General features: G+C 59.9%; 17 protein-coding genes and 1 pseudogene. 12 read left to right on the forward strand and 6 right to left on the reverse strand.

Features of this window, described 5'->3' with window-relative positions; all coding sequences use genetic code 11:
• Positions 1-68: 68 nt before the first annotated feature.
• The 5 genes and pseudogenes from NWV16_RS27895 to NWV16_RS22020 form a co-directional block, all read left to right on the forward strand.
• A pseudogene (locus tag NWV16_RS27895) lies at positions 69-1100 on the forward strand (cache domain-containing protein); the annotation flags it as partial.
• A 93-nt stretch (positions 1101-1193) separates the two neighbouring features.
• Entirely contained in the window at positions 1194-1958 is a 765-nt protein-coding gene (locus NWV16_RS27900; RefSeq protein ID WP_409519394.1) for a methyl-accepting chemotaxis protein, read from the forward strand.
• A 128-nt stretch (positions 1959-2086) separates the two neighbouring features.
• Entirely contained in the window at positions 2087-3199 is a 1113-nt protein-coding gene (locus NWV16_RS22010; protein ID WP_260520736.1) for a glycosyltransferase family 4 protein, read from the forward strand.
• Positions 3192-3968, forward strand: a complete 777-nt coding sequence (locus NWV16_RS22015) for a polysaccharide deacetylase family protein (protein WP_260520737.1) — start codon at positions 3192-3194, stop codon at positions 3966-3968. The genes NWV16_RS22010 and NWV16_RS22015 overlap by 8 nt, the downstream gene beginning before the upstream one ends.
• Positions 3965-4963, forward strand: a complete 999-nt coding sequence (locus NWV16_RS22020) for a lysylphosphatidylglycerol synthase transmembrane domain-containing protein (protein ID WP_260520738.1) — start codon at positions 3965-3967, stop codon at positions 4961-4963. The genes NWV16_RS22015 and NWV16_RS22020 overlap by 4 nt, the downstream gene beginning before the upstream one ends.
• Here the strand turns inward: NWV16_RS22020 and NWV16_RS22025 are convergent.
• Both NWV16_RS22025 and purU read right to left on the reverse strand, forming a co-directional pair.
• Entirely contained in the window at positions 4947-5123 is a 177-nt protein-coding gene (locus NWV16_RS22025; RefSeq protein ID WP_260520739.1) for a hypothetical protein, read from the reverse strand. The genes NWV16_RS22020 and NWV16_RS22025 overlap by 17 nt on opposite strands.
• 87 nt (positions 5124-5210) lie before the next feature.
• Positions 5211-6059 carry a formyltetrahydrofolate deformylase gene (gene purU, locus NWV16_RS22030; protein WP_065258548.1) on the reverse strand — a complete coding sequence of 283 codons (849 nt, stop codon included), beginning with the start codon at positions 6057-6059 and terminating at the stop codon, positions 5211-5213.
• Positions 6060-6398: 339 nt separating this feature from the next.
• Between purU and mvaT the strand changes: the two genes are divergently transcribed.
• Positions 6399-6776, forward strand: coding sequence for a histone-like nucleoid-structuring protein MvaT (mvaT, locus tag NWV16_RS22035; protein WP_260520740.1), 378 nt, complete (start codon positions 6399-6401; stop codon positions 6774-6776).
• Between the two features lie 99 nt (positions 6777-6875).
• Here mvaT and sbcB read toward each other — a convergent pair whose 3' ends face one another.
• A complete protein-coding gene (gene sbcB, locus NWV16_RS22040; protein ID WP_260520741.1) occupies positions 6876-8306 on the reverse strand; it encodes an exodeoxyribonuclease I in 1431 nt (476 codons plus the stop codon).
• Positions 8307-8486: 180 nt separating this feature from the next.
• On the opposite strand from sbcB, the gene NWV16_RS22045 reads away from it, so the two are divergent.
• The 6 genes from NWV16_RS22045 to NWV16_RS22070 are packed head-to-tail and all read left to right on the forward strand — an operon-like array spanning position 8487 to position 15200.
• Positions 8487-9212 (forward strand): RDD family protein, encoded by a 726-nt coding sequence (locus NWV16_RS22045; protein ID WP_260520742.1) that lies wholly within the window; start codon positions 8487-8489, stop codon positions 9210-9212.
• Positions 9209-10186 carry a stage II sporulation protein M gene (locus NWV16_RS22050; protein ID WP_260520743.1) on the forward strand — a complete coding sequence of 326 codons (978 nt, stop codon included), beginning with the start codon at positions 9209-9211 and terminating at the stop codon, positions 10184-10186. The genes NWV16_RS22045 and NWV16_RS22050 overlap by 4 nt, the downstream gene beginning before the upstream one ends.
• Complete coding sequence (locus NWV16_RS22055; RefSeq protein WP_260520744.1) at positions 10173-11717, forward strand: DUF4129 domain-containing protein; 1545 nt, start codon at positions 10173-10175, stop codon at positions 11715-11717. Before NWV16_RS22050 ends, NWV16_RS22055 begins: the two co-directional genes overlap by 14 nt.
• Positions 11714-12877: a DUF4350 domain-containing protein gene (locus NWV16_RS22060; RefSeq protein ID WP_260520745.1), complete on the forward strand. Its 1164-nt coding sequence runs from the start codon at positions 11714-11716 to the stop codon at positions 12875-12877. Before NWV16_RS22055 ends, NWV16_RS22060 begins: the two co-directional genes overlap by 4 nt.
• On the forward strand, positions 12874-13875 hold the full coding sequence (locus tag NWV16_RS22065) for an AAA family ATPase (RefSeq protein WP_260520746.1): 1002 nt from the start codon (positions 12874-12876) through the stop codon (positions 13873-13875). The genes NWV16_RS22060 and NWV16_RS22065 overlap by 4 nt, the downstream gene beginning before the upstream one ends.
• Entirely contained in the window at positions 13872-15200 is a 1329-nt protein-coding gene (locus NWV16_RS22070; RefSeq protein ID WP_260520747.1) for a DUF58 domain-containing protein, read from the forward strand. Before NWV16_RS22065 ends, NWV16_RS22070 begins: the two co-directional genes overlap by 4 nt.
• Positions 15201-15266: 66 nt before the next feature.
• Here NWV16_RS22070 and NWV16_RS22075 read toward each other — a convergent pair whose 3' ends face one another.
• Genes NWV16_RS22075 through NWV16_RS22085 form a run of 3 tightly spaced genes read right to left on the reverse strand, consistent with a single transcriptional unit; the run spans position 15267 to position 24025 of the window.
• Positions 15267-16235 carry a hypothetical protein gene (locus tag NWV16_RS22075; protein ID WP_260520748.1) on the reverse strand — a complete coding sequence of 323 codons (969 nt, stop codon included), beginning with the start codon at positions 16233-16235 and terminating at the stop codon, positions 15267-15269.
• Positions 16228-19950, reverse strand: coding sequence for an Ig-like domain-containing protein (locus NWV16_RS22080; protein WP_260520749.1), 3723 nt, complete (start codon positions 19948-19950; stop codon positions 16228-16230). The genes NWV16_RS22075 and NWV16_RS22080 overlap by 8 nt, the downstream gene beginning before the upstream one ends.
• Entirely contained in the window at positions 19943-24025 is a 4083-nt protein-coding gene (locus NWV16_RS22085) for a neuraminidase-like domain-containing protein (protein ID WP_260520750.1), read from the reverse strand. The genes NWV16_RS22080 and NWV16_RS22085 overlap by 8 nt, the downstream gene beginning before the upstream one ends.
• Positions 24026-24051 lie beyond the last annotated feature (26 nt).

Raw genomic sequence — 24051 nt, forward strand, 5'->3', positions numbered from 1 at the left:
CCTGCCCATTTTGCGCGCTCTTATAAAAGCACGCGCTGGACATTAAGACCTTAGCGGAACCCCAAGCCATGAACAAAAATCTACGCTTCAGCCATAAAATCCTGCTTGCCGCCGCCCTCATCGTCATTGCCGCCTTCGCCTCGTTCACGCTGTACAACGACTGGCTGCAGCGCAATGCGATTCGCGATGACCTGAACAACTACCTCAACGAAATGGGCGAGGTCACTGCCGACAACATCCAGACCTGGCTCAGCGGGCGCATCCTGCTGATCGAGAACGCGGCACAGAACATCGCCATCAATCCCGAGCCGGCCGCCGTCGCCAGCCTGCTGGAACAGAAAGCCCTGACTTCGACATTCATGGCGTCCTACCTCGGCGACGCCACCGGGCACTTCACCATCCGTCCGGACGCGAAGATGCCGGACGGTTTCGATCCACGGGTTCGCCCCTGGTACAAAGGTGCCGAAAGCAGCAGCACCTCGACCCTGACCGAACCCTACATCGACGCGGCCACCGGCCAGACCATCATTTCCATCGCCACCGCCGCGAAAAAAGCCGGCCAGAGCGTCGGTGTGGTGGGCGGCGACCTGAGCCTGCAAACCCTGATCGACACCCTCAGCGCCCGGGATTTCTCCGGTATGGGCTACGCATTCCTGGTCAGCGCCGACGGCAAGATCCTGGTGCACCCGGACAAAGCGCTGGTGATGAAGTCGCTCAAGGAAGCCTACCCGCAGGACACGCCGCGCATCAGCAGCGATTTCAGTGAAGTCACTGTCGACGGCAAGACCCGCATCGTCACGTTCGCCCCGATCAAGGGCCTGCCGTCGGTGAACTGGTACATCGGCCTGTCGGTGGACAAGGACAAAGCCTTCTCGATGCTCAGCCAGTTCCGTACCTCGGCCGTTATCGCGACCGTGATTGCGGTGGCGATCATCATCGCCCTGCTCGGCATGCTGATCCGTATCCTGATCCAGCCGCTGCATGTCATGACCCGCGCCATGGAAGACATTGCCGACGGCGAAGGCGACCTGACCAAGCGTCTGACCATTCAGAACCAGGATGAATTCGGTGTGCTCGGCACGGCATTCAACCGTTTCGTCGAGCGAATTCACGGTTCGATCCGCGAAGTGTCGTCGGCCACCGGACAAGTCAACGAAGTCGCGCTGCGAGTCGTCGCGGCGTCCAACTCGTCGATGTACAACTCCGACCAGCAAGCTTCGCGCACCAACAGCGTGGCGGCGGCGATCAATCAGCTCGGTGCCGCGGCCCAGGAAATCGCCCGCAACGCCGCCCAGGCCTCGACTCAGGCGAGCGACGCCCGTGGCCTGGCCGAAGACGGCCAGCAAGTGGTGGATCGCAGCATCAAGGCCATGAACCAACTGTCGAGCATGCTCAGCGCCTCCAGCAGCAACATCGAATCGCTGAACAGCAAGACCGTGAACATCGGCCAGATCCTGGAAGTGATCACCAGCATTTCCCAGCAGACCAACCTGCTGGCGCTCAACGCCGCCATCGAAGCCGCCCGGGCCGGTGAAGCCGGTCGCGGTTTTGCGGTGGTAGCGGACGAAGTGCGCAACCTCGCGCACCGCACTCAGGAATCGGCGCAACAGGTGCAGACCATGATCGAGGAGCTGCAGGTCGGCGCCCGGGAATCCGTCAGCACCATGAGCGACAGCCAGCGCCACAGCCAGGACAGCGTCGAAATCGCCAATCTCGCCGGCGAGCGCCTGAACAGCGTGACCCAACGTATCAGCGAAATCGACGGCATGAACCAGTCGGTGGCCACCGCGACCGAGGAACAGACCGCCGTGGTCGAGTCGATCAACGTCGATATCACCGAGATCAACACGCTGAACCAGGAAGGCGTCGAGAACCTGCAGGCGACCTTGCGTGCCTGTTCGGATCTGGAACAGCAGGCTTCGCGCCTGAAGCAACTGGTCGGCAGCTTCCGCATTTAAGTCCGATAACCTGCCCTCTCCTCCCCGGAGAGGGTCAGGCGCTTTTCGCCCCCTGCTCGATCCCGACCGAACATCTATTCTTGATAAAGGTCAACCGAGGGAGATCAACGAGCGGAGGGCCGTTCCACGTGCACATCGCCGACATCACCATGTTTTACGCCCCGGCCAGCGGCGGCGTACGCACCTATCTGGATGCCAAGCACCGTCGTCTGGGGCTCAAACCCGGCATTCATCACAGCCTGCTGATCCCTGGCGCGCGTTACGGCGAGCAGGATGGCGTTTACAAGGTTCCCGCCCCGGCCCTGCCCTTTGGCAAGGGCTACCGTTTTCCGCTGCGACTGGCGCCGTGGCGCAACGTCCTGCACGACTTGCAACCGGATCTGATCGAAGTCGGTGATCCCTATCTCACCGCCTGGGCGGCGCTGGATGCACGCCGGCAACTGGACGTACCGGTGATCGGCTTTTACCACTCCGATCTGCCGCTGCTGGCGAGCAACCGCGTGGGCCACTGGGTCACACCGAATGTCGAGGCGTATGTCAGCCGGTTATACGGCAACTTTGACCGGGTGCTGGCGCCAAGCCGGGTGATGGCCGACAAGCTGCGCGGTCTGGGCGTGAGCAATGTTTTCGTCCAGCCCCTGGGCGTGGATCTGCAAACCTTTCATCCTGAGGCTCGTGACCCTGGGCTGAAAGCAGAACTGGGCATTGCCGAAGACGCCCGCCTGCTGATTTTCGCCGGACGCGGCTCCAAAGAGAAAAACCTGCCGGTGCTGCTCAAATGCATGCAGCGCCTCGGCCCGCGCTATCACTTGCTGCTGGTCGGCTCGGCAATGCCGGCGACAGTTCCCGACAACGTCAGTGTGATCGATGATTTCTGCCCGGCAGCGCAAGTCGCACGCTTGCTGGCCAGTGCCGACGCTCTGGTGCATGCCGGCGATCAGGAAACCTTCGGTCTGGTGATTCTGGAGGCGATGGCCTGCGGCACACCGGTGGTCGCAGTGGCGGCCGGGGCCTTCGAGGAAATCGTCAACGACGCCTGCGGCCTGCTCTGTGCACCGAACAATCCACACGCCATGGCCAATGCCGTACGCGAGCTGTTCAGCAGAGATCCCGCACGCCTGGGTCGACAGGCGCGTCAGCATGTCGAACGGCATTACGCCTGGGACAGAGTGGTCGACAGCCTGCTGGGCCACTATCACGCCGTGCTCGGTGATTCGGCTGCGCAGGTGGCCAATGGCTGAGCGCCTCGAGCGGCCTGCCGTGTTGTTGGTGCTGCACGACGTGGCGCCTTCAACATGGGCCGACTATCAAGCCTTCGTCGAAGCCGTTGACGGGTTGGGCAACATCCCGATGACGTGGCTGGTGGTACCGGACTTCCATCGACAGGCTGCCGTGGATGCCCATCCCCGGTTTTACCGGATGCTCGACGAACGTGTGGCCCGCGGTGACGAACTGGCCCTGCACGGCTGTTTCCATGAAGACATCGAGCCCGGTCCGCGAACCCCGCGAGACTGGTTCATGCGCCGGGTCTACACCCATGAAGGCGAATTTTTTCAGCTGTCCCGGGAAGCCGCGCTGTCCCGCATTCGCCCGGGCATCGAGCTGTTCCGGCGCCACGACTGGCCGCTGCACGGTTTCGTCGCCCCGGCCTGGCTGATGAGCGAAGGCACTCGTCAGGCACTGGGTGAATTGCCGTTGCGCTACACCAGTGATGCACAACACCTTTATCACTTGCCGGACTTCATCCCGGTCGAGGCTCCGGGGCTGGTCTGGAGCGCACGCAGTCCCTGGCGTCGCGGCCTGTCGAAACGGGTCAGCGAATGGCGTGAACAACGCTGGCGCCAGGCACCGGTGATTCGACTAGGCTTGCATCCGGTGGACATGCGCCACCGGTTTTCCCGGGATTACTGGTGGCAAACCCTTGAACGCCTGCTGGCGGACGGACGACAACCAATGACCAAGATCGACTGGCTGGGGCGACAAGGCACGCAACCGGAATTCCCCGCGTGAATCGCGGCATGCTGTTATTGATCGGCCTGCTGGCCGCAGTGCTGATTCCGGTTCTGCTGGGCGGCGGCGAAACCTGGGGACGCCTGCAAGCCTTTCCGCTGCACTGGCTGTTGCTCATGTTCGCCATGGTCCTGCTGTGCTGGGGCATCAACACCTTGCGCCTGCGGCTGTTGCTTGGCGATCAGCGAGACCGGGTCACGCCGCTGAAAAGCCTGGGCGTGGTGATGGCCGCCGAATTCGCCTGGTGCGCCACGCCCGGCGGCAGTGGCGGGCCACTGACCATCATGGCGCTGCTGGCTCGCAACGGTGTACGCCCGGCCAGGGGCAGCGCGGTATTCGCCATGGACCAGTTGAGCGATCTGCTGTTTTTCCTCTGTGCCCTGAGCGGGATTCTGATTTATGCCTTGTTTCAGCATCTGAGCGACCGAATGGAATGGCTGCTGACGGTCAGCGCCGTGTCGTTGTTCGGCGGTCTGTTCAGTTGTGTGTTGGTGGCGCGCTATCACCGCCTGCTGATTCGCTGGAGTGGCCGTCTGCTGGCCCGCCTGAACGTTCAACCGGGCACGCGGCGACGCTGGGCACGCAAGCTGCTGCATTTTCTCGCGGCCTTCACCGACGCTCTGAAATTGCCATGGCCGACCCTGATCAAGGTTTTTGCCCTGGCGTGCGTGCATTGGCTGCTGCGTTACAGCGTGCTGTATCTGGCGTTGCGCGGTTTGGGGGCGGACTTGCAGTGGGCCTGGACCTTTCTGATCCAGATGCTTTCGCTGGGAGCCGGCCAGTTCAGCCTGCTGCCGGGTGGCGCCGGCGCAGCAGAGTTGACCTCGGCGGCATTGCTGACTCCGATGGTCGGCAAATCCACCGCCGCCGCGGCGATCCTGATCTGGCGCGTGGTGACCTATTATTTCTATCTGCTTGTCGGTGGCCCGGTGTTTGTGTTGATGCTGGGCCGACCGCTGCTCAAGAAGCTGCTGAGCGTCAGACAGGCTTCCTGACGTCGTCCTGTTCTTCCTGAAGCTGTTCCCACAACTCGGCCGCGCCGGGAAACTCCGTGCCGTCCTCGGGCGTCATGTCATCCGGGTCATAGCGGCTCAGGCAGCCCTCACCCAAAGTGGCGGGTGCTTTGGAAGTGGCTTTGTCCAGTGGATCGCTCATCGACGTTTTCTCCGGGGCTGAGACAAAAAAAAGGGCCTGGAGCGATTGAACGCCCAGGCCCCTGACTTTTCAACCGCAAAGCTGCGATCAGAACACCACGGTCTTGTTGCCGTGCACCAGCACGCGGTCTTCCAGGTGATAGCGCAGACCACGGGCCAGCACCATTTTCTCGACGTCACGGCCGAAACGCACCATGTCTTCGATGCTGTCGCTGTGGCTGACACGCACCACGTCCTGCTCGATGATCGGACCGGCGTCCAGCTCTTCGGTCACGTAGTGGCAGGTCGCGCCGATCAGCTTCACGCCGCGCAGCGACGCCTGATGATACGGTTTGGCGCCGACGAACGACGGCAGGAAGCTGTGGTGAATGTTGATGACCTTGTGCGCATATTCGCGGCACATGTCCGGCGGCAGGATCTGCATGTAGCGCGCCAGCACCACCACGTCGGCATCGTGCTGCTTGACCAGGCGCGACACTTCATCAAAAGCCGGTTGCTTGTCCTGCGGATTGACCGGGACGTGGTAATAAGGAATGCCGTGCCACTCGACCATGCTGCGCAGGTCATCGTGGTTGGAAATCACACAGGAGATCTCGCAATCCAGCTCATCGCTGTGCCAGCGGTGCAACAAATCGGCCAGGCAGTGGGATTCGCGGCTGGCCATCAGCACCACACGTTTTTTCTGCTCGGTGTCGGTGATGCGCCAGTCCATCGAGAACTCTTCGGCGATCGGCGCAAACTTCTCGCGCAATACTTCGATACCGAAAGGCAGGGAGTCGGCACGGATTTCGTGACGCATGAAGAACCAGCCGACCTGATTGTCCGAGTGGTGGCTCGCTTCGGTGATCCAGCCATTGTGGGCTGCCAGAAAATTACTGACTTTGGCAACGATGCCAACGCGGTCCGGGCAAGAAATCACCAGCCGAAAAGTGCGCATGAGGGGGAAACTCCAGAACTTCGCAAAGGCGGCCATTCTAGCGACTGCGCCACAAAACTGCAGTATTCATGAGCTCCAGCCCCCGCCGGGACTCGCCTCAGATTTTTTTGACACAACCAAACGTCAGGATCCTGGCGCGACAAACGTCATGTACGAACAGGCGACTGTGAATATTCGTGAAGAATGCATCACATTATTTAACTGAACATTCAAACCAGCGCTTTTCGACGTAACTAATTCAAATAAAAAGCCTGGCTAAATGTTTACTTGATGAAACAGCCTGACTATTATTGCCGCACTGTCCCCTGCCATCGTGCACTCCTACATAAGGTAGTAATCATGTCCTTGATCAACGAATATCGCGCCACAGAAGAAGCAATCAAAGAGCTGCAAGCCCGTTTGAAGAACCTGTCGCAAGACGACAAACTGCAAGCGGAGCTGGAATTCGAAGGCAAACTGCGCACCCTGATGGGTGAATATTCCAAGTCCCTGCGCGACATCATCGCGCTGCTGGATCCGGATTCCAAAACCAAAGCCCCACGTGGCGCTGCGGTAAAAACTACCGGCACCAAGCGTGCACGCAAAGTTAAACAATACAAAAACCCGCACAACGGCGAAGTCATCGAAACCAAAGGCGGCAACCACAAGACTCTGAAAGAGTGGAAAGCCAAGTGGGGCGCTGAAGCGGTTGAAGGCTGGGCTACCCTGCTGGGCTAAGCCGCAGCTCCCGTCGCAGAGCACCTGCGACAAGAGGAAACGCCAGCATTCGCTGGCGTTTTTTTATGCCTGTCATTCATGTGGCAGACATGTTCGATTTCAAAGATTCAAACGTTTGCGTAATGCCTGGGCATAGTTCTGCCATTCAACAAGCACCTCACTCTGCATCGGCGTCGCATTTAGCAACCATTGCTCCACCGTCTCTGCAAAAGATTCCAGGGTATTAGGGGCGCCCCATTCAGGGTCGGACAAGCGTTGCCGGCAAAAGATTTTCCAGCGTTCTTGCTCTTCGAAATTCAACGTATCCGGAAAGTTACGCGCTCGATATCGAAACAACAATTCAGGCAAACGTTCATCATCGAACGGCCAATGTTCTCGTGCCAATTGCGCCGGATCTGCCGTCCTCACTTGCTCACATAGTCGCCGGTCACGATCACCGATAAATCCGTCGTACAACTGTTGTTCGGGATCTTCACTCGGGGTGAAATCTTCGCTGGCATAAATCGCCGGGATCTTATCTTTCCAAACTTGCTGTGCGTCACTTAGTCGCAATGCTCGGGCCTGATAAAGCGCCATGTCCAGCCCCAGACGCTGCTGATCTTCGACACGCAGCACCGACAGCGGCGCGACCACCGGGCACTTGTTGATGTGAATCAGCTTGAGCGGCACCGGCAGTTCGCCCTCGGCCAACTCGTCGCGACGGGTATACAGGCGCTGACGCAAGGTCTGCGCATCCAGGTCGAGCAGGCCCTGCGGGTCCAGATACAGATCACAGACAATCAGCGCGTTCTTGTTGCGCGGGTGCCAGGCCAGCGGCAGCACCACACCGACAAAACTGCGCGCCGCCGAGAACCGTCCGGAAATGTGCACCATCGGTTGCAACAGACGAATCTGGTCCAGGACCTTCTGTTTGCTGCGCAGCTGAAACAGCCAGTCGTACAAACGGGGCTGCTTCTCGCGGATCAATCGGGCCAGGGCGATGGTGGCGCGCACGTCCGACAAGGCTTCGTGGGCGTTGCCGTGATCGATGCCATTGGCGGCGGTCAGGCGTTCGAGCTTGAGCGTGACCCTGCCTTCGTCATCGGTGGGCCAGACCAGTCCGTCGGGACGCAACGCACAGGCGGCACGCACCACATCGATCAGGTCCCAGCGACTGTTGCCGCCCTGCCATTCACGGGCGTAGGGATCGAAAAAATTCCGGTACAGGCTGTAGCGGGTCATCTCGTCGTCGAAGCGCAAGGTGTTGTAGCCAGCACCGCAAGTGCCGGGAGCGGCGAGTTGGGCGTGGACCCGGGTCATGAAGTCGGCTTCGCTCAAACCCTGTTCGGCAAGACGGCTCGGGGTGATGCCGGTGATTGCACACGCTGCCGGGTGCGGCAGGATATCTTCGCTGGGCCGGCAGTAGAGATTGACCGGCGCGTCGATTTCGTTGAGATCGTGGTCGGTGCGGATACCCGCCACCTGCAACGGGCGGTCACATCGGGGATTGATGCCGGTGGTTTCGTAGTCGTACCAGAAGATGGAAGTCACGGGCGGTTCCTGAACTGAAGATCGGCAAAGTCTAGGCGTTCGACCGTCGTCGCGGCCAGCACGGCATCATTCAGGCACATTTGCCTGAGCGAAGGGCGATACATAGTTATGTCGTTTCCCCCCGTGAGGCTGCTAGCATCGGATTCACTCGCATCCCGATCCGGCAACATCAGGTAGCCCATGCTCGAGACCACAGCACCGCCAGGGAAAGCAACGCTGACACCGCCGCTGGACACACGGCATCAGGTCGAAACGCCGGAAGGCATCGACCTGCCGCTGCGTCCCGCCGGCCTGATGGTGCGCGCCGTGGCGTTCACCATCGATCTGGTGTTGCGCGGACTGATCCTGGGGCTGCTGTTCATGCTGCTGGCACTGCTCGGCCAACTGGGCATCGGCCTGGGTTCACTGCTGCTGTTCGCCGTGAGCTGGTGGTACATGGTCCTGTTCGAGGTACTGCGCCAGGGGCGCTCGCCGGGCAAGCAATGGATGGGCTTGCGGGTGGTGCACGACGACGGCACGCCAGTCGGCTGGTCGGCCTCGCTGCTGCGCAATCTGCTGCGTTTCGTCGATCTGATGCCGTTCGGCTATTTCCTCGGCGCCCTCAGTTGCCTGCAACATCCTGCTTTCAAACGCCTCGGTGACATCGCGGCCGGTACGCTGGTGGTCTACAGCGAGCGTCCGCTCAAGCGTCCGTCATTGCCTGATGCCGAGCCTCGTCGCTCCCCGGTCCCGCTTACCCTGATCGAACAACGCGCCCTGCTCGCCTTTGCCGAGCGCCAGGGCGAACTGTCGACGGCACGGGTCAATGAACTCGCGGCGCTGCTGGCCCAGCCACTGCACATCAGCGCACCGAAAGCCGTCGGCGAACTCAATGGCATCGCCCGTGGCCTGCTGGGGCCGACATGAAGCAAAGCCTTTTTGAAACCCGCCACAAGGCCGAATGGGAGCGTTTCACCCTCGCCCTCGAACGTCTGGAGCGCGGCAAGGACACCTCGCAAGTGGCCGACTTTCCCAAGGCCTACCGCCGACTCTGTCAGCATCTGGCGCTGGCACAGGAGCGTGGCTACAGCAGTTTTCTCATCGACTCGCTGCAACAGCAGGTGCTGCGCGGCCATCAACAGCTTTACCGTCATCGCAGCCGGCTCAGCGCCAATCTGCTGGGCTTTATCCTGGCCGGATTTCCACGGCTGGTACGGGCCGAATGGCGCGTCGTGCTGGCCGCCGCGCTGCTGTTCTTCGGCAGCCTGATCGGATTCGGCGTACTGGTATATCTGAATCCCGAACTGATCTACAACCTGCTTCCCGCCGAGCAGGTACGCGAGATGCAGGGCATGTACGATCCGGTCGCCGGCCATCTCGGGCGCACTGCCGAACGCGCCGCCAGCGAAAACTGGGTGATGTTCGGCTACTACATCATGCACAACATCGGCATTGCCTTTCAGACATTCGCCAGCGGTTTGCTGCTGGGAGTGGGCAGCGGGTTTTTCCTGTTCTACAACGGCCTGATCATCGGCAGCGTGGCCGGGCATCTGAGTGAAATCGGCTTCGGCCAGACCTTCTGGTCGTTCGTGATCGGGCACGGTGCGTTCGAACTCACTGCCATCACCCTGGCGGGCGCTGCCGGGCTGAAACTGGGCTGGGCGTTGATCGCACCGGGACGCCTGACACGGGGTGAGGCTCTGAAGCGTGCGGCGCGCCAGAGCGTACTGCTGATCTGCGGGGTGATGCTGTTACTGCTGATCGCCGCGTTTATCGAGGCTTACTGGTCATCACGCACCGGGGTTACGCCGCAGACCAAATACCTGGTCGGCGCCGGGCTCTGGCTCTGCGTGGCGACCTATCTGCTGTTCGCCGGAAGGACCCGCCATGCGCCTGAGTGACGCCACCGTGGTGATCCGCCCGCGTACCACATGGGAAGCCATGGACCTGGGCGTGCGCATGAGCCAGCAATACCGGCGTCTGCTGATGACCAGCTGGGCCATCCTCACCCTGCCGCTGTTTGGGGTGTTCAGCCTGCTGTTGTGGGATTCACCATCGCTCGCGGTGTTCATCTTCTGGTGGCTGAAACCCGCTTACGAACGTTTGCCGCTTTACATCCTGTCCAAAGCCCTGTTCGGCGAAACGCCCACCCTGAAAGAAGCATTACGCCAATGGCCGCGCCTGCTCAAACCGCAACTGCTGGCCAGCCTGACCTGGCGACGCCTGAGCTTCAGTCGCAGCTTCCTGATGCCGGTGGTGCAGCTCGAAGGCCTGGGTGGCCTAGCCCGCCAGCAACGTCTTCGGGTGTTGCTGCAACGCAATGCCGGCGCGGCGCAGTGGCTGACGATCATCGGCGTCCATCTGGAAACCGCCCTCTGGATCGGATTGATGGTGCTGTTCTACCTGCTCCTGCCGCAGCAGGTAGAAACCGACCGGGACTGGCAGAGCCTGATCTTCGCCGCCGACCACGAATGGCGCTGGCTCGAACACCTGACCAATGCATTCTATGCCCTGGTGCTGGTGATCTGGGAGCCGATCTACGTCGCCTGCGGTTTCAGCCTTTATCTGAACCGGCGCACGGTATTGGAAGCATGGGACATCGAACTGGTATTCCGCCGCTTGCGTCAGCGCCTGAACAGCAGCGCACTCGGTTTGCTGCTGGTGGTTGGCCTGTTGCTGCCGGGAGTGCCTTGCACATGGGCCGCCGATCCCGCCACCGCTCCGGATGCGCCACGACTTCTGAATCAGCCACTGACCAGTCAGGCATCCCGCGACAGCATCCAGGCTTTGCTTGAACAACCGCCGTTCAAGAACAAGGAAGCCGTTACCCGTTACCGCTTTGGCGAAGATCCCGCCACGACTGAAAAGTCCCGGGAAAGCGCTCCCCCACAATGGCTCAAAACCTTGCTGGACTGGCTCAACGGTCAACACCTGAACGGGGTGGCCAAGGCGATCGAAGTGTTGCTGTGGGCCGTCGTGATCGGCGCAATCGGCTGGCTGATCTGGCGCTATCGCGAGCTTCTGCAAACGTTCGTCAGCCGTCGTCCATCACTGCCGGTACGGACAAAACGGCCCGTGCCACAGCAAGCCTTCGGTCTCGACCTGAGCAAGGAAACCCTGCCCGACGACATCGCCGCCCGTGCCGAACAACTCTGGCAGACCCAGCCCCGTGCGGCGCTCGGCCTGCTGTACCGGGCGCTGCTCAGTCATCTGCTGCACGACTTCAACCTGACCCTGAAACCTGCCGACACCGAAAACGAAGTACTGGCCCGGATCGAACACTTGCAGCATCCCGACCTGCTCGCCTACAGCCGCAGTCTGACCGGTCACTGGCAGAACATGGCCTACGGGCACCGCGCCCCGGCGGCGCACCTGCAACAGGAATTGTGCGATGGCTGGCGTACGCTGTTCGGCAACGGAGCTGCCCGTTGAACCGGCGCGCACTCTGGCTGGCCGGCGCGTTGATCCTCGCTCTGTTGGGCGCATTGGGCGTTTATCTGTACCTCAAGGCCACGCCTTACCAGGTCGTGGTCGATCATGGCCCGTCCCCCGCCGCGCAAGCCAACCCGTATCTGGCGGCGGAGATGTTTTTGCGCGGTCACGGGATAAACGTCGACCCTGCCGAAAGCCTGACCGTATTGCCCGAAATCGATCCGCGCCAGCACACCCTGTTGCTGTTCAACGACCGCTCGAACATGACTGCGCGTCAGGTCGATCAGGTTCTGAACTGGGCCCGGGCGGGCGGGCGGCTGGTGTTCGTCGCCGAGTCGCTATGGGATGAGAAGACCGGCCAGAGCAATGACCTGCTGCTCGATCGTGTGCAACTGCATCAATCCCTCAGCAAGGATCTGAAAGACCCGCCGCCGGATGCCGGCGAAGCCCCTTACCCCGACCTGACCAAGCTCTATCTGGAAGACGAAGACGCCCCTGCCTACGCCGGGTTCGACACCGCGTTCCACCTCGAAGACCCGAAAAACCTCGCCCAGGCCTGGGCCAACAGCGCCAAAGCCACCCACATGATGCAACTGGTGTACGGAAACGGCACGATCACCGTGGTCACGGATGCCGACCTGTGGAAAACCCCGGCCATTGCAGAGCACGACAATGCCTGGCTGCTTTGGTACCTGAGCGCCGACACCGCCGTGACGCTGCTGTACAACACCGAACACGACGATCTGCTGACCCTGCTCTGGCGCTATTTCCCACAAGCCATCGTCGCCCTGCTGGTACTGATTGGTCTGTGGCTCTGGCATGTCGGTGTGCGCCACGGTCCGGTGCAGCTGCCCGCCCCGAGCGGTCGTCGTCAGTTGATGGAGCATCTGCGCGCCAGTGCCGATTTCATCCTGCGTCACAACGGCCAGCAGACCTTGCTGCAAGCCCTGCAGCGAGACGTGATGCACCGTGCCCGTCACCGTCACCCCGGTTTTGACCAATTGAACGTCGCTGAGCAATGGCTGGCCCTGTCGCGCCTGACCCGCCAGCCGACCCGCGCCATCAGCCAGGCCCTGAGCCCGGCACCGAAACGGCGGATGTCCAGCGCCGAATTCTGCCGTCAGGTCGCCCACCTGCAAGCCCTGAGGAACTCGCTATGACCGAACACATCGAACCCGGCTCGCCCGGCCACGTGGCCCAGCAACGCCAACGCGCCAGCCAGTTGGCCCAGGCGGTGCGCGGTGAATTGCAAAAAGCACTGATCGGCCAGAACCCGGTGATCGACGACGTGCTCACCGCGCTGATTGCCGGTGGCCATGTGCTGCTCGAAGGTGTTCCGGGGCTGGGTAAAACCCTGTTGGTCCGGGCCCTGGCCAAATGCTTCGGCGGCGAGTTCGCCCGCATCCAGTTCACCCCGGATCTGATGCCCAGCGACGTCACCGGCCATGCGGTCTACGACCTGCAGACCGAGCAGTTCAAACTGCGCAAAGGCCCGTTGTTCACCCACTTGTTGCTGGCCGACGAGATCAACCGCGCCCCGGCCAAGACTCAAGCCGCACTGCTCGAAGCGATGCAGGAACGTCAGGTCACCCTCGAAGGCCGCGCCCTGCCGATTGCCCAGCCATTCATGGTGCTCGCCACGCAAAACCCGATCGAACAGGAAGGCACTTACCCGCTGCCGGAAGCCGAACTCGACCGCTTCATGCTCAAGGTGCGCATGGATTACCCCGACGCCGAGCAGGAACTGGACATGGTGCGCCAGGTCAGTCGCTCGACCCGCGCCGACATGCTCGACGTGCAACCGCTGCGCACCGTGTTGCAAGCCAGGGACGTGCAGGCCCTGCAACGCATCGCCAGTGATCTGCCATTGGACGATCAGGTACTCGATTACGCCGTGCGCCTGGCCCGCAGCACCCGCAGCTGGCCGGGGCTGACCCTCGGTGCGGGTCCGCGCGCCTCCATTGCACTGGTGCGCTGTGCCCGCGCCCGAGCGCTGTTGCGCGGTGGCGAATTTGTGATGCCCGACGACATCAAGGGCTGCGCGCTGGCGGTTTTGCGTCACCGGGTACGCCTGGCGCCGGAGCTGGACATCGAAGGGCTGCAAGTCGACCAGGTGCTCCTGCAATTGCTCGACCAAGTGCCGGCGCCGCGCCTGTGAAACCCTCGCGTCTATTGTTGATCTGGCTGGGATTGCTGCTGGCCATCGGCATTGTGCTCGGCACCTTGCAGGCACTGGATGTGGAAGTACCGTCGAGCCTGCTGTCGATCAATTGGGGTTTGCTGCTGGCGCTGTTTGCGCTGAGCCTGCTGGACGCGCTGCGCCTCAAACGCCTGCCCTCGCCCCGCGTACATCGGCAACTGCCCGGCAGCCTGGCACTGGGTCGCTGGAGTGAAATCCGGCTGGAAGTCGAACACGATTTCGATCAGCCTCAGGTCATTCACATTTTCGACCACGTCCCCGCCGGCCTGAACTTCGAAAACCTGCCGCTCGACACCGAGCTGCAACCCGGCCAGCGCAGCCAGATCGGCTATCGCCTGCGCCCGCTCAAACGCGGCCACTTCACCTTCGAAACCTGCGAACTCAACCTGCCAAGCCCCTTCGGCCTGTGGTCCGGCAAACGCCTGCTGAACCTCACCGGCCACACCCGCGTCTACCCCGACTTCGCCCGCCTCTACGGCGGCCAGTTGCTGGCGGTGGACAACTGGCTCAGCCAGCTCGGCGTACGCCAGCTCCAACGCCGTGGCCAGGGAATGGAGTTTCATCAACTGCGGGAATTTCGCGAAGGCGACAGCCTGCGCCAGATCGACTGGAAAGCCACCGCCCGCCATCGCACGCCGATTGCCCGGGAATACGAAGACGAACGGGATCAGCAGATCATTTTCATGCTCGATTGCGGGCGGAACATGCGCAGTCAGGATGGAGAGCTGTCGCATTTCGATCATGCGTTGAATGCATGTCTGCTGTTGAGTCATGTGGCGCTGCGACAGGGGGATGCGGTGGGGCTGTCCACCTTCGCCAGTGATCAGCCGCGGTTCATTGTACCGGCCAAGGGGGCAGGGCAACTCAAGGTGTTGCTCAACGGTGTTTATGATCTGGACACCTCGCAAAAACCGGCCGACTACTGTGCAGCGGTCAATCACTTGCTGACCCGACAGAAGCGCCGGGCGTTAGTGATACTGGTGACCAACGTGCGCGACGACGGTGATGAATTGCTGACTGCGGTCAAGAGACTGAGTCAGCAGCATCGGGTTCTGGTGGCAAACTTGCGTGAAAGACTGCTCGATGAAGTACGACAATCTCCAGTACAGACAATGTCGGAGGCGCTCACCTACTGCGGTACAGTCGAATACGGAAATACCCGGACAGCGCTTCAGGAACAATTGAGTGCAACTGGAGTTTCGATAATGGATTCACACCCTCACGAGCTGGGAGCTGCATGGGTAACACGCTATCTGGAGTGGAAAAAAGCAGGAATCATTTAAGCAGCGAACACAACGCCTTTTCTCGCTGAAAAGGCGTTGCTCGTTGAAGTGAAACCAAAATCGGGTTCAAACCCAAGAGTTGTTGTATTTGTTGCGGACCCCCAAGAAAACCCCTTCTCCTGTTGCACTAAATTTACCGTCTTTGTCCGTGTAACCATAAGAAGTTCCGTTGGGAGCCGAGACTCTGACTTCAACACCTTCAGCCGGCACTTTCAGGAACGTGGAAGTAGCAATGATCTGGTGGTGCGGAAGCGGTGGCCAACCTGAACCGCTTGTCTCAGACGACCAACGCTCAACCGTTACCAGGTTGTGACCCAGCGACATTGGCAAAGGCACTGACTCTAGCGCTGGATCCAGTACCAGCACATGTAAGGCCCACTCTCCTTTTTCTTTGCTTTGTTTACAGTTCAACGTCCAGCTACATCCCTCGGCAGTCAGCGTTTGCGATGTGCCAATGGATGGAGTCAACATTACATTGAGTTGTGAAGGTGAGGGGCCGATCCACTTCAGTCTCACCTCCTTACCCAGCAAGGCGCTGTTGACGGCAGGAAGCACTGTAATCGTATGAACTGCTCCAAAACAGGGAAAGGCAGCGCTTTTACCAAACTCAACTGGAAAGTTGTCAAAGCACACGTTCAAGTCCTGATCGATGGTGATCAGTTTTCCGGGAATCGAAGGTGAAGGCGGCATTCCCTGATAAAGAGGCATCTCGAAATGCAAATTAAAAGAACCGCCTGAAGTCCCCGAAGCACAAATATGCCAAGTCAGTTCGATGAGTCCCTCGGCCATCTCGACCAACTGCCCAAAGGGTGGATCACACACCAACCCCAACGACTCCGCATCCTGCTCACAACACAATTTCAGTGGGGATTCCGGATCACCTATCAAATAGCTGTATTCAAACTCCAGCGTCAGGTCGATGCACTGTCCTGCGACCAGATGCAAAGACAGGTCAGGCCACCTTACTTTTACGCCATTCACGTAGGGTCTGAAGTTCTGCAGCCAGGTCTGAGAAGTAACCGATGAACTATTCATTGGGTGTCATCCTGAATTCGAGATAATTTCCTGCCCAACCAGCAAGCCCGCCCACCACGGTCGCTTCAAGAAGCGCACGATTCATGTTTGGCAGTCTGAATTCCACCTTCGCCTTTCCCGCAACATCCGTCGTCGAGGGTGGAAGGACGAGGTCCAGGAATGCCCATTTGACTTCGACGTTCTGCAGTGGCTGACCATTGCGCGCCGACACCACCAGGATCTCTGCTGAAACCCTTGTCCCAACAGGACCTGAAGTATTCGGACTGGTAAGCGACGCTATTTCCCGAGGCTCCAACAACTCATATGGAAGCGTAACCGACTGCGAAGACGCCCCCGTCCCCACGGAGCAAACCACAGCTGACGGACCGGGAGTTTTCGGGACGAACCGCACCGTCGCATTCCCGTAATAGTCGGTGACCCTGGTAAAAGTCTCTCCGTTTTCCCCAGAGCAATTGACTTCCACACCGACCATCGCCTTCCCGCTTATGGACGAGAAAAGCTTCACTACGCCAACAAACTCCTCTCCCCAATATAGGTTCGGGGCGGCACGATTGACTGCACTGATCGTCAGCACCTGATCGCCTTTCCCCACCGACATATGCATCGGTGGCGACAGTCGCGCCAGCCGCTCGGCGGCGAGGCGCAGCGCGCAGCTGCCGTCCTTCAAATCCTTCACGGAGAACGGGAATTGCAAAGTACCGTTGAATACTCGCGCCAATCCAAGTGTGTTGGCCGGGACAAAAGCGAACCCCAGTCCGGCGGGTCCCTCGCCGCTCATCCCCAGTGTCAGCGCGCGTCCGATCAAGGCATTGCCGGCGGGTGCCGAAATCTCAAGCGCATGCTCCGCGTTGCGGCGCGGGAAGTAGGTTTGTGTTCCGAGCCGATGCCGAGGCAATCCATCGAAAGCGGACAACATCTGCTCCCAGGGATCGACGCCCAAAGCGTTAACCTCTGCCGAGGGCGACTCTTGAAAGTTATCAAAACGGCTGACAACCGAACCCGTGACCGGATGCGCTCCGGGGGATTTCGGTTCATACGCAAAACCACTGTTACCCTCGTCATCGGTCTTGACTTCAACCCTTGTACCTTCGGCCTCCCATGTCACCGGCGCATCTGCAACCGGTCCGCCGGTAAAATGAGAAACCACCCTGGCCCAGAACCACGCCTTGTCCATCCCGACGACAGGGTCTATTGCCGGGCCGCGCAACACCGTCAGCCTGAGCTTGTTGTGATCCAGCACCATAGGCGTGGCAGTAAAGGCAAAACCAAGCTGAGGTAAAGACAAGGTGAGCATGAATTGACCAGCTACCGCACGGGTAAAGTCCAGCGCCCATATCGCCCCGCCGGCGTCCAGACGCTGCGGCCGGTCCAGCGCAGGGGTGACCGTTGCACCCAACTCGGCGGCAGACGTTCCCGCCCACTCCAGAAACAGATCCAGCCCCAGCAATGGGCTGAGTGCATTGGGAAACGCATTGAATTGATGACGCGCACCCAGGCAGGGGTGGAACGGTTGACCGGTCAGTTGTGCGAAAACCTGATCGAGCAGCTGGTTCAGCTCTTCCTTGAGATTCGGGTGCATCAAACGCCCGGACAATTCGCGGACACTGGACTCGCCCTCAATATGCAACTCGACTTCGAACGGCCTGCTTTGACTGGTGCCTGCCTGAGAGGAAAGCGTCCACTCCACACCCTCGGGGCGCAGCGTTTTGGGTGATCCCAGCTCACTGATGGTCAATCCGATCACAGGATCGGCATGGCGCCAGTGCAGGCTGATGCTTTTCCCGATCCACGGGCTGGCGGTGTCCGGCAAGACTTTCAGGGTATGGGTCTGTCCACGGTGGCAGAGCAACCCGAGCGTGTTGCGCTCGACTTCAACGCCATCAAGGAAATAACTGACGTGGCTTTTCCAGGGGTTGGTTGCAACTGCAGGGATAACAAAAGTCCGTTCGACCGGTATGGCGTCCGGGTGCGCCTGGATCTGTACCACAACCGAGTGGTTTCCGGCGCTGGTCGGCTGCCAGGTGAAGCTGGTCCAGCCGCCCGCACCCGTGGTCGAATCGACAGCGCTCCCGTCCGGCGGCAACCAATTGACCAACGCTCCCTGAACCGGCTCACCGTTGCCCGCCGCCACCCGATGCAACACCTCGAGCTGAACGGTAGCACTTTCATCCTCATCCACGACGCACGTCTTGTCTGCCTCGCGCACCCTGCCGATCTCGATCTCGTTGCGTGCCAGCCGCATGCTTTTATATGGCGATGGCTTGAGCAATTTTGAGCAGTTCAACTGCAATTCGAACCTGCCGTCCAGCTCATCCGCGCACGTCAATGTCCACAGCATTTCACGCGTGGACGTTACCGGCACACTTTCCTTGATCGCCGGGCTGACAACGACCTCCAGTTGCTCCTGGGAATCTCCCTCCCATTCAAGCGACAGCGTGGTTCCGACAAGAACCTCTGGCACCTTTGCCATCAGGCGATAAGTCGAACCCCGATTTGGCCATCCGGTCTTTAACGCCCAAGGGGTTGCCTCGTCAGCGACAACGGCCATGACCTCCCGCCAGGGATCCGTTTCCAGCCCCTGCACTTCCATGCTCTGCGTCACAGCACCCGACGCGTAATAAAGGCTCGCGACCGAGGCGACGACGGTGAAAGTACCCGCGACATCCGGCGTAAAGTCGAAGTACGCCCAGCCTCCGGCATCGGTGACCGCGGCAACCTGAATGGATGTCCCGACCACGGTCCAGTTAACGGTCAGCCCTTCAAGTGTTTCGTCCGTGTAGAACGATCCCACCTGCACACCCAACTCGACGCTTTCGTTGTACTCAATTACCGGAAAACAGGCCGCCTCCTGCACTTGCAGAAATTTCAATCGGTGATGCCACAGCGAAGCCGCCAACCGATAGGGTTCGGCGCTGTACTGGTTGAACAGCGTGAGTGTCATCGAGTGTGGCGACGTCAGGTCGAGCGGCGGACAACGCAGCGAACGACGCCCGTCCAGCGGATGGTCAACCGACCAGTCAGGATCGGCGACGATCGCCCCCAGCGGATTGTCGTCTACCTCCAGGGAGTAATCGGTATCCTGCCAGGTATTCCCGTCTGCGACATCGAAGCTCAGCTGGTGGATCCCAAGGTCCTGCGCCCCCAGGCACAGAGGCACCGGCGCGGTCGGCGGGTGTGACTCCTCGTCGAGGCTGAAGGCCTGCAACACCAACGGCTGCAGGTGTAATTCGATGGTGATGTCAGTGAGGTACAGCAACAAATGATAGTCATCAGGCTCACTCGACGGGCTGGTGACACTGAAAGTCAGAGTGGCACCCGCGCGGAACGTCGAATCCAGCGCAACCTCGTACGGGACCGGCTCAAACGCGAGCGGCTGTCCTGCGTTGCGTTGACGACCAGGAGGAATCTGAATCTCCAGTGGCGGCATCCCCTCGCTACTGATACGTACAAAACCTGTGCCGGAATGACGCGATTCACACAGAAACTTCAGGACATAGACCGCGTCAACGCCAGGATCCATGGGGGCAACGATTTCCTGGCTGACTGAGGCCGCATTCCCGACCGACAGTGTATTGACCGGCAGGCCGTTGTAATCCTGTCCCACAACCCGAACCCAGGTACTGCCTCTCGGGTACACCGTCCAACCGGTCAAGGTTTGACGGAAGGACCCGTTTTTCACCAGGCTCTGGTTGGCAAGCACATTCTGCTTACGCATGTCTGCCCGCTCCTTTGCGTTTTTTGTTTTTGTCGGGTAACTCGGCCAGGGTCACCATGTCCTCGACCTGACGCATGAAAGTCGGCTCGCCCGCCCTGACGGTAAAACAGATCTCAAGAATGATGTCCGTCAGGGACTCCAGGATGGCGACCTGTGGTTCCTTTTGCGGCCAGGGGAACTTCAACTGCCAGCAGGAAACCGCTCCGGTGTTTTCGAACGGATTGAGCAAGCCTTCGTCGGGTTTCTGACTGGTCAGGCCGTTATCGGCCAGTCCCGTCGATACGACAATCGACTGGCCGGCAAGCAGGTTGATCAACACGTCGGAAGGCGCCACGGAACCCGCAGGGTCATGTAGATGCGCGACCGATTGCGCTGTTGCCTTGGTCGCGATCTTGCTGCTGATCTGCGTCAGCGTCGCGTGCACATCCTGAAAGGCACCTTTCACGACGGGCAGATGGACCGCGACCGAACTGATCTGCCGGCAGTAATGCCCCGGATGATCGCGATCGAACAGCAATTGGGTCAGGCAGAAATCCAGCGATCCACTTGTCCTCAATTGCGCCAATGCCTCCGACCAGCTGTAAAGAGCGGACTGAGGATCAATGGTGTCATCGAACAATTGGCGCAGGGATACCGTCTTGCGCAGCTCCAGCCGTCGCTGATAACGCTGCATGTAGTCATGCTCCATACCCAGCAGCCACATTCGCAGATGCTCACCCGACGTCAGGCCGTGTCGAGCGTCCAGCCAGACCTGAGGTAACGGGCGCAGCGAATCGTAATCGCCGGTCTCTGCGTTCATCGATGCCTGCGCACTGCGACACAGGCTGACAACCGCATCGTGAGCCTGATAATGCAGCGCCTTAAGCTGTCCCAGCATCCATCTGAACAGCTCGGCCCTGGTCGCACGTTTTTTGAGGAAGTTGAAGATCGTCAATGCGTGCGCGTTGGCTCGCAGGGTCTGCTCCAGATTGGTTTGAGCCGCCAGGACCGATTGCCTCTGCGCACTGATCTGTGCATCCAGCGCGCGGACTTCCGCAAGTGCCTGATTGCGCTGCAGCCCCCAATCATTGCGCCGACGACGGTAGGCTTCGGTCGTCGCTTGTTTGTCGGCCTCCATTTGCTTGATCGAGGCGGCTACGTTCAGTCCGAACACCACGGCATCGGTGATTTTATCGACCCTGTGTCCACCGAACGCCAATCCGAAAACGTTGGGTAGCGCGGCAATGGCTGCGCCAACCGGCTTGATGCTGGAGGCGATGAGTGAAAGCTCTTTCGATAACTGAATCTTGTCCATCACCTCGTATTCGACCGATGAAATGCCTTCGACATAGAGTCGGTCATAAGCGTCGGCACGCTCCTGTGCCACGGCTTTGCTCTGCTCCAGCGCGGTGACCTGCAGGCGCAATTGTTCGAGGGTCTGCTCTTGCATTTTGTGAGTGAAGTCACCCAGCTCCATCAATTGCTGTTGCTGGGTTTCCTGCAATTCAGCCTGGTCCGCTCGCTCCATCAGGTTCAGGACCTGCGTACCAAAATCCGCCAACAGCTGCGCAGCGCGCAATCCGACCTCGAACGAGACACGCCAGCGGAAAGCAATGACTTTCAATCGACCGCCCAGCGCTCTTGGCGCACCACTGCTCCCGGCAGCCAGATCAAGCATCAGTTGTCCGGGATCTGCGGGCGCAGAGAACAGATCAATGAGCAGTGGCGTACCGTCGATGCTGCGATTGTTGCGCAGGTTCTCCAGGCGTTCGCCAGGCAACGCGTAAAGTTGAAGCAACCGTTCATTCAGAGGGTTTATGAAAATGTCCGAGCCGAGCAACCCTGAACGGGCGTCGGCATCGGTGGCCAACGGGAAATCCCCAAGGCTGAATGCCAGTGTCTTTTCAAAGGCTTCAAGCCTGGGTCGTGACTCGCTGGCGGACAAAAGAGCGCCGAGCGTGATCGGTTGCCAGCGGTTCACTGCGCGAACCGACGGTGCCTTGCCCATCAGAAACTGGGCATTGACGTAACACAGTCTGGCCGCTGCCAGGCTGTCTCGGGTCAGTTGGCGATAGTACCAATCCCCCTTTGCAATCAATGTCTTAACGTACTCGCAGAACACCAGAATCCGGTAGTGCCTGGGCGCTCCATAGGAAATGGCATCGGGGTCCATCGGGTTCCAGGCTTCATGTCCCGGGTTGCCGTCGCTGTTCAACGGCCGGCATCGCCAATACTGCGGTTTCGGGTTGTCCACGGGCGGATCCTCCGGATCGGCCGGCGCCTGGGGATCGAAGAGGTAGTTGAGCCAGTCGAGCGCTTCTTGAAAACGCTCCTCATCGCGCAGACGCGTGGCGACCAGATGCGCCATATGAAAGAACAGCTCCCAGAAATGCCGGCCATTGGCACTGTCGAACGCACCGTTCGGCTCTTCGAACGGCGCACTCGAAGGCCCTGGTTCCTCCAGGAACTGAGTGAACCAGTCCAGCACGGCATCGACGGAAATGCTGGCACGCGACACCAGTTCGGGGCCGAACAGCGAATTGAGTCGGGTGAACTTGAGCGCAAGATGCGCCTGGTTGAACGATAGAAACTGCGCCGCGTTCTGGGTGTTCTTGTGCAGGGTCGGAACAACGAAATCCGTCAGATCCTTGACCCGCACCTCAAAGCGTTTGACCCCTTGGGCGGCACTGCCGAATGTGAAGAAGACCGGTTGTGTCCAGGAACCCTTGGTGCGAGTAAAAACCTGCGAAATGGTGTTCCAGCCGCCTGCCAGTGGATAGTTTCCGGTCAGTGGGGCGGGATCAGTGTCAAGCCTGTCTACCAAAGTCAATGTCAGGGAAACGTCCGCTCCGGAAAGCCCCGTCAACCAGCAATAACCCTGAACCACCAGCACATCATCCGTGCCGACGCGATGAGCCGTGGCGTGCAGTCCCAGAAACTCCGTCAGAGCGCCTGCCGGTGAATCACTGGCCACCACCTGCGGCTGATTCATCAGCGGATGTTGAATCATCTCCATGCCAGTGAAGCGCTTGCTCGCCACATGCTCGAGCCAGGCGCCATTGTCATGAGGGACTGTGCGCAAGAACACATCACGGACGGAACTCTCGTTGATGGCGCCAACGCCCGTTTTTTCGTTGGTCAGCAACACCCCGAGCTTGCCCTTGGGAATCTGATAATCAGTCCAGACTGTGACGATCAGCCGGGCGCCGACCGGAGAAGTTTTTTCCTGATATTCCCGGGTGAGCAACGTCGTCGGCGGCGACCACTGATCGTTCTGGCGCTTGAAAGCCACGTAAACGTCCAGTTTGTCGGGTAAAAACTGATCCTGTTGCTCGACCCTGTCGCGCCAGGTAGCCCATACGACACACAGCCGCCCGTTCCACACCACGGGCCGCATGTCCAGCACCCGTACGTCCACAGGGATGTCCACGGGCAGCGGCTCACTCCACGCTGCCGGGTTCAGCGCTGTTTCTGCAGATCCGAGTTCAACCTCGGCCTTGCGCCAATAATATTGGCGCGGATCACTGCGTGTACGACTGATGAAATAGTAATCCGTCAGCTCCGGAGACTTTCCGTCCATACAGGCACTGACCATGTCCAGATCGCACACTTTCACGAACTCATCGAGATATGCCTGCATCGCAGCCTGAACGCTGTCGGTCGTGAGGCGTGCCTGGTTCAAGTCGTTTTCAAACGTTTTGAACAGACTGGTCTTGCCAATACGCACAGACGGGTGAACGACGTTTTCCGGATAGGTCTGGATCATCTTCACCGCCGCCCAGGTCGAGTAGTCGCCGGAATACTTCCACGCCTCCAGATCCTTCTTCTCGAATTCGACGTTCTCAAAGCCAGGCTCGAGCTTGTGATACACCGCACGGATGTACTGCTGCACACAACTCACGGCTTCGGCGACCCAGGCGCTTTGCACCAAATGGCTATCCAGAGGATCAAGCCGCAGAAGTTCCAGCAGATCTTCCGGCGTTCTCACAAAGGCGTACTTTTTGACATTGTCTTTGCGGATTTGCCCGATGGCGTACGCGAGCAACGCCTGACGACGCTTTTCCTGCAACCCGCCAATGTTGCCAATCGTTGCCATGGTCTTTGCTCCTCAAGCAATCATCG

The organism is Pseudomonas sp. BW7P1 (genome assembly GCF_024981055.1).
In the GTDB taxonomy this organism is placed as follows: domain Bacteria; phylum Pseudomonadota; class Gammaproteobacteria; order Pseudomonadales; family Pseudomonadaceae; genus Aquipseudomonas; species Aquipseudomonas bananamidigenes.

What these genes read in the sequence shown, in the direction of transcription:
- NWV16_RS22025 (WP_260520739.1), bottom strand. Translation starts at nt 5,123, where the DNA reads ATGAGCGATCCACTGGACAAAGCCACTTCCAAAGCACCCGCCACTTTG.
- purU (WP_065258548.1), bottom strand. Translation starts at nt 6,059, where the DNA reads ATGCGCACTTTTCGGCTGGTGATTTCTTGCCCGGACCGCGTTGGCATC.
- mvaT (WP_260520740.1), top strand. Translation starts at nt 6,399, where the DNA reads ATGTCCTTGATCAACGAATATCGCGCCACAGAAGAAGCAATCAAAGAG.
- NWV16_RS22085 (WP_260520750.1), bottom strand. Translation starts at nt 24,025, where the DNA reads ATGGCAACGATTGGCAACATTGGCGGGTTGCAGGAAAAGCGTCGTCAG.
- NWV16_RS22045 (WP_260520742.1), top strand. Translation starts at nt 8,487, where the DNA reads ATGCTCGAGACCACAGCACCGCCAGGGAAAGCAACGCTGACACCGCCG.
- NWV16_RS22065 (WP_260520746.1), top strand. Translation starts at nt 12,874, where the DNA reads ATGACCGAACACATCGAACCCGGCTCGCCCGGCCACGTGGCCCAGCAA.
- NWV16_RS27900 (WP_409519394.1), top strand. Translation starts at nt 1,194, where the DNA reads ATGTACAACTCCGACCAGCAAGCTTCGCGCACCAACAGCGTGGCGGCG.
- NWV16_RS22055 (WP_260520744.1), top strand. Translation starts at nt 10,173, where the DNA reads ATGCGCCTGAGTGACGCCACCGTGGTGATCCGCCCGCGTACCACATGG.
- NWV16_RS22075 (WP_260520748.1), bottom strand. Translation starts at nt 16,235, where the DNA reads ATGAATAGTTCATCGGTTACTTCTCAGACCTGGCTGCAGAACTTCAGA.
- NWV16_RS22015 (WP_260520737.1), top strand. Translation starts at nt 3,192, where the DNA reads ATGGCTGAGCGCCTCGAGCGGCCTGCCGTGTTGTTGGTGCTGCACGAC.
- NWV16_RS22050 (WP_260520743.1), top strand. Translation starts at nt 9,209, where the DNA reads ATGAAGCAAAGCCTTTTTGAAACCCGCCACAAGGCCGAATGGGAGCGT.
- NWV16_RS22080 (WP_260520749.1), bottom strand. Translation starts at nt 19,950, where the DNA reads ATGCGTAAGCAGAATGTGCTTGCCAACCAGAGCCTGGTGAAAAACGGG.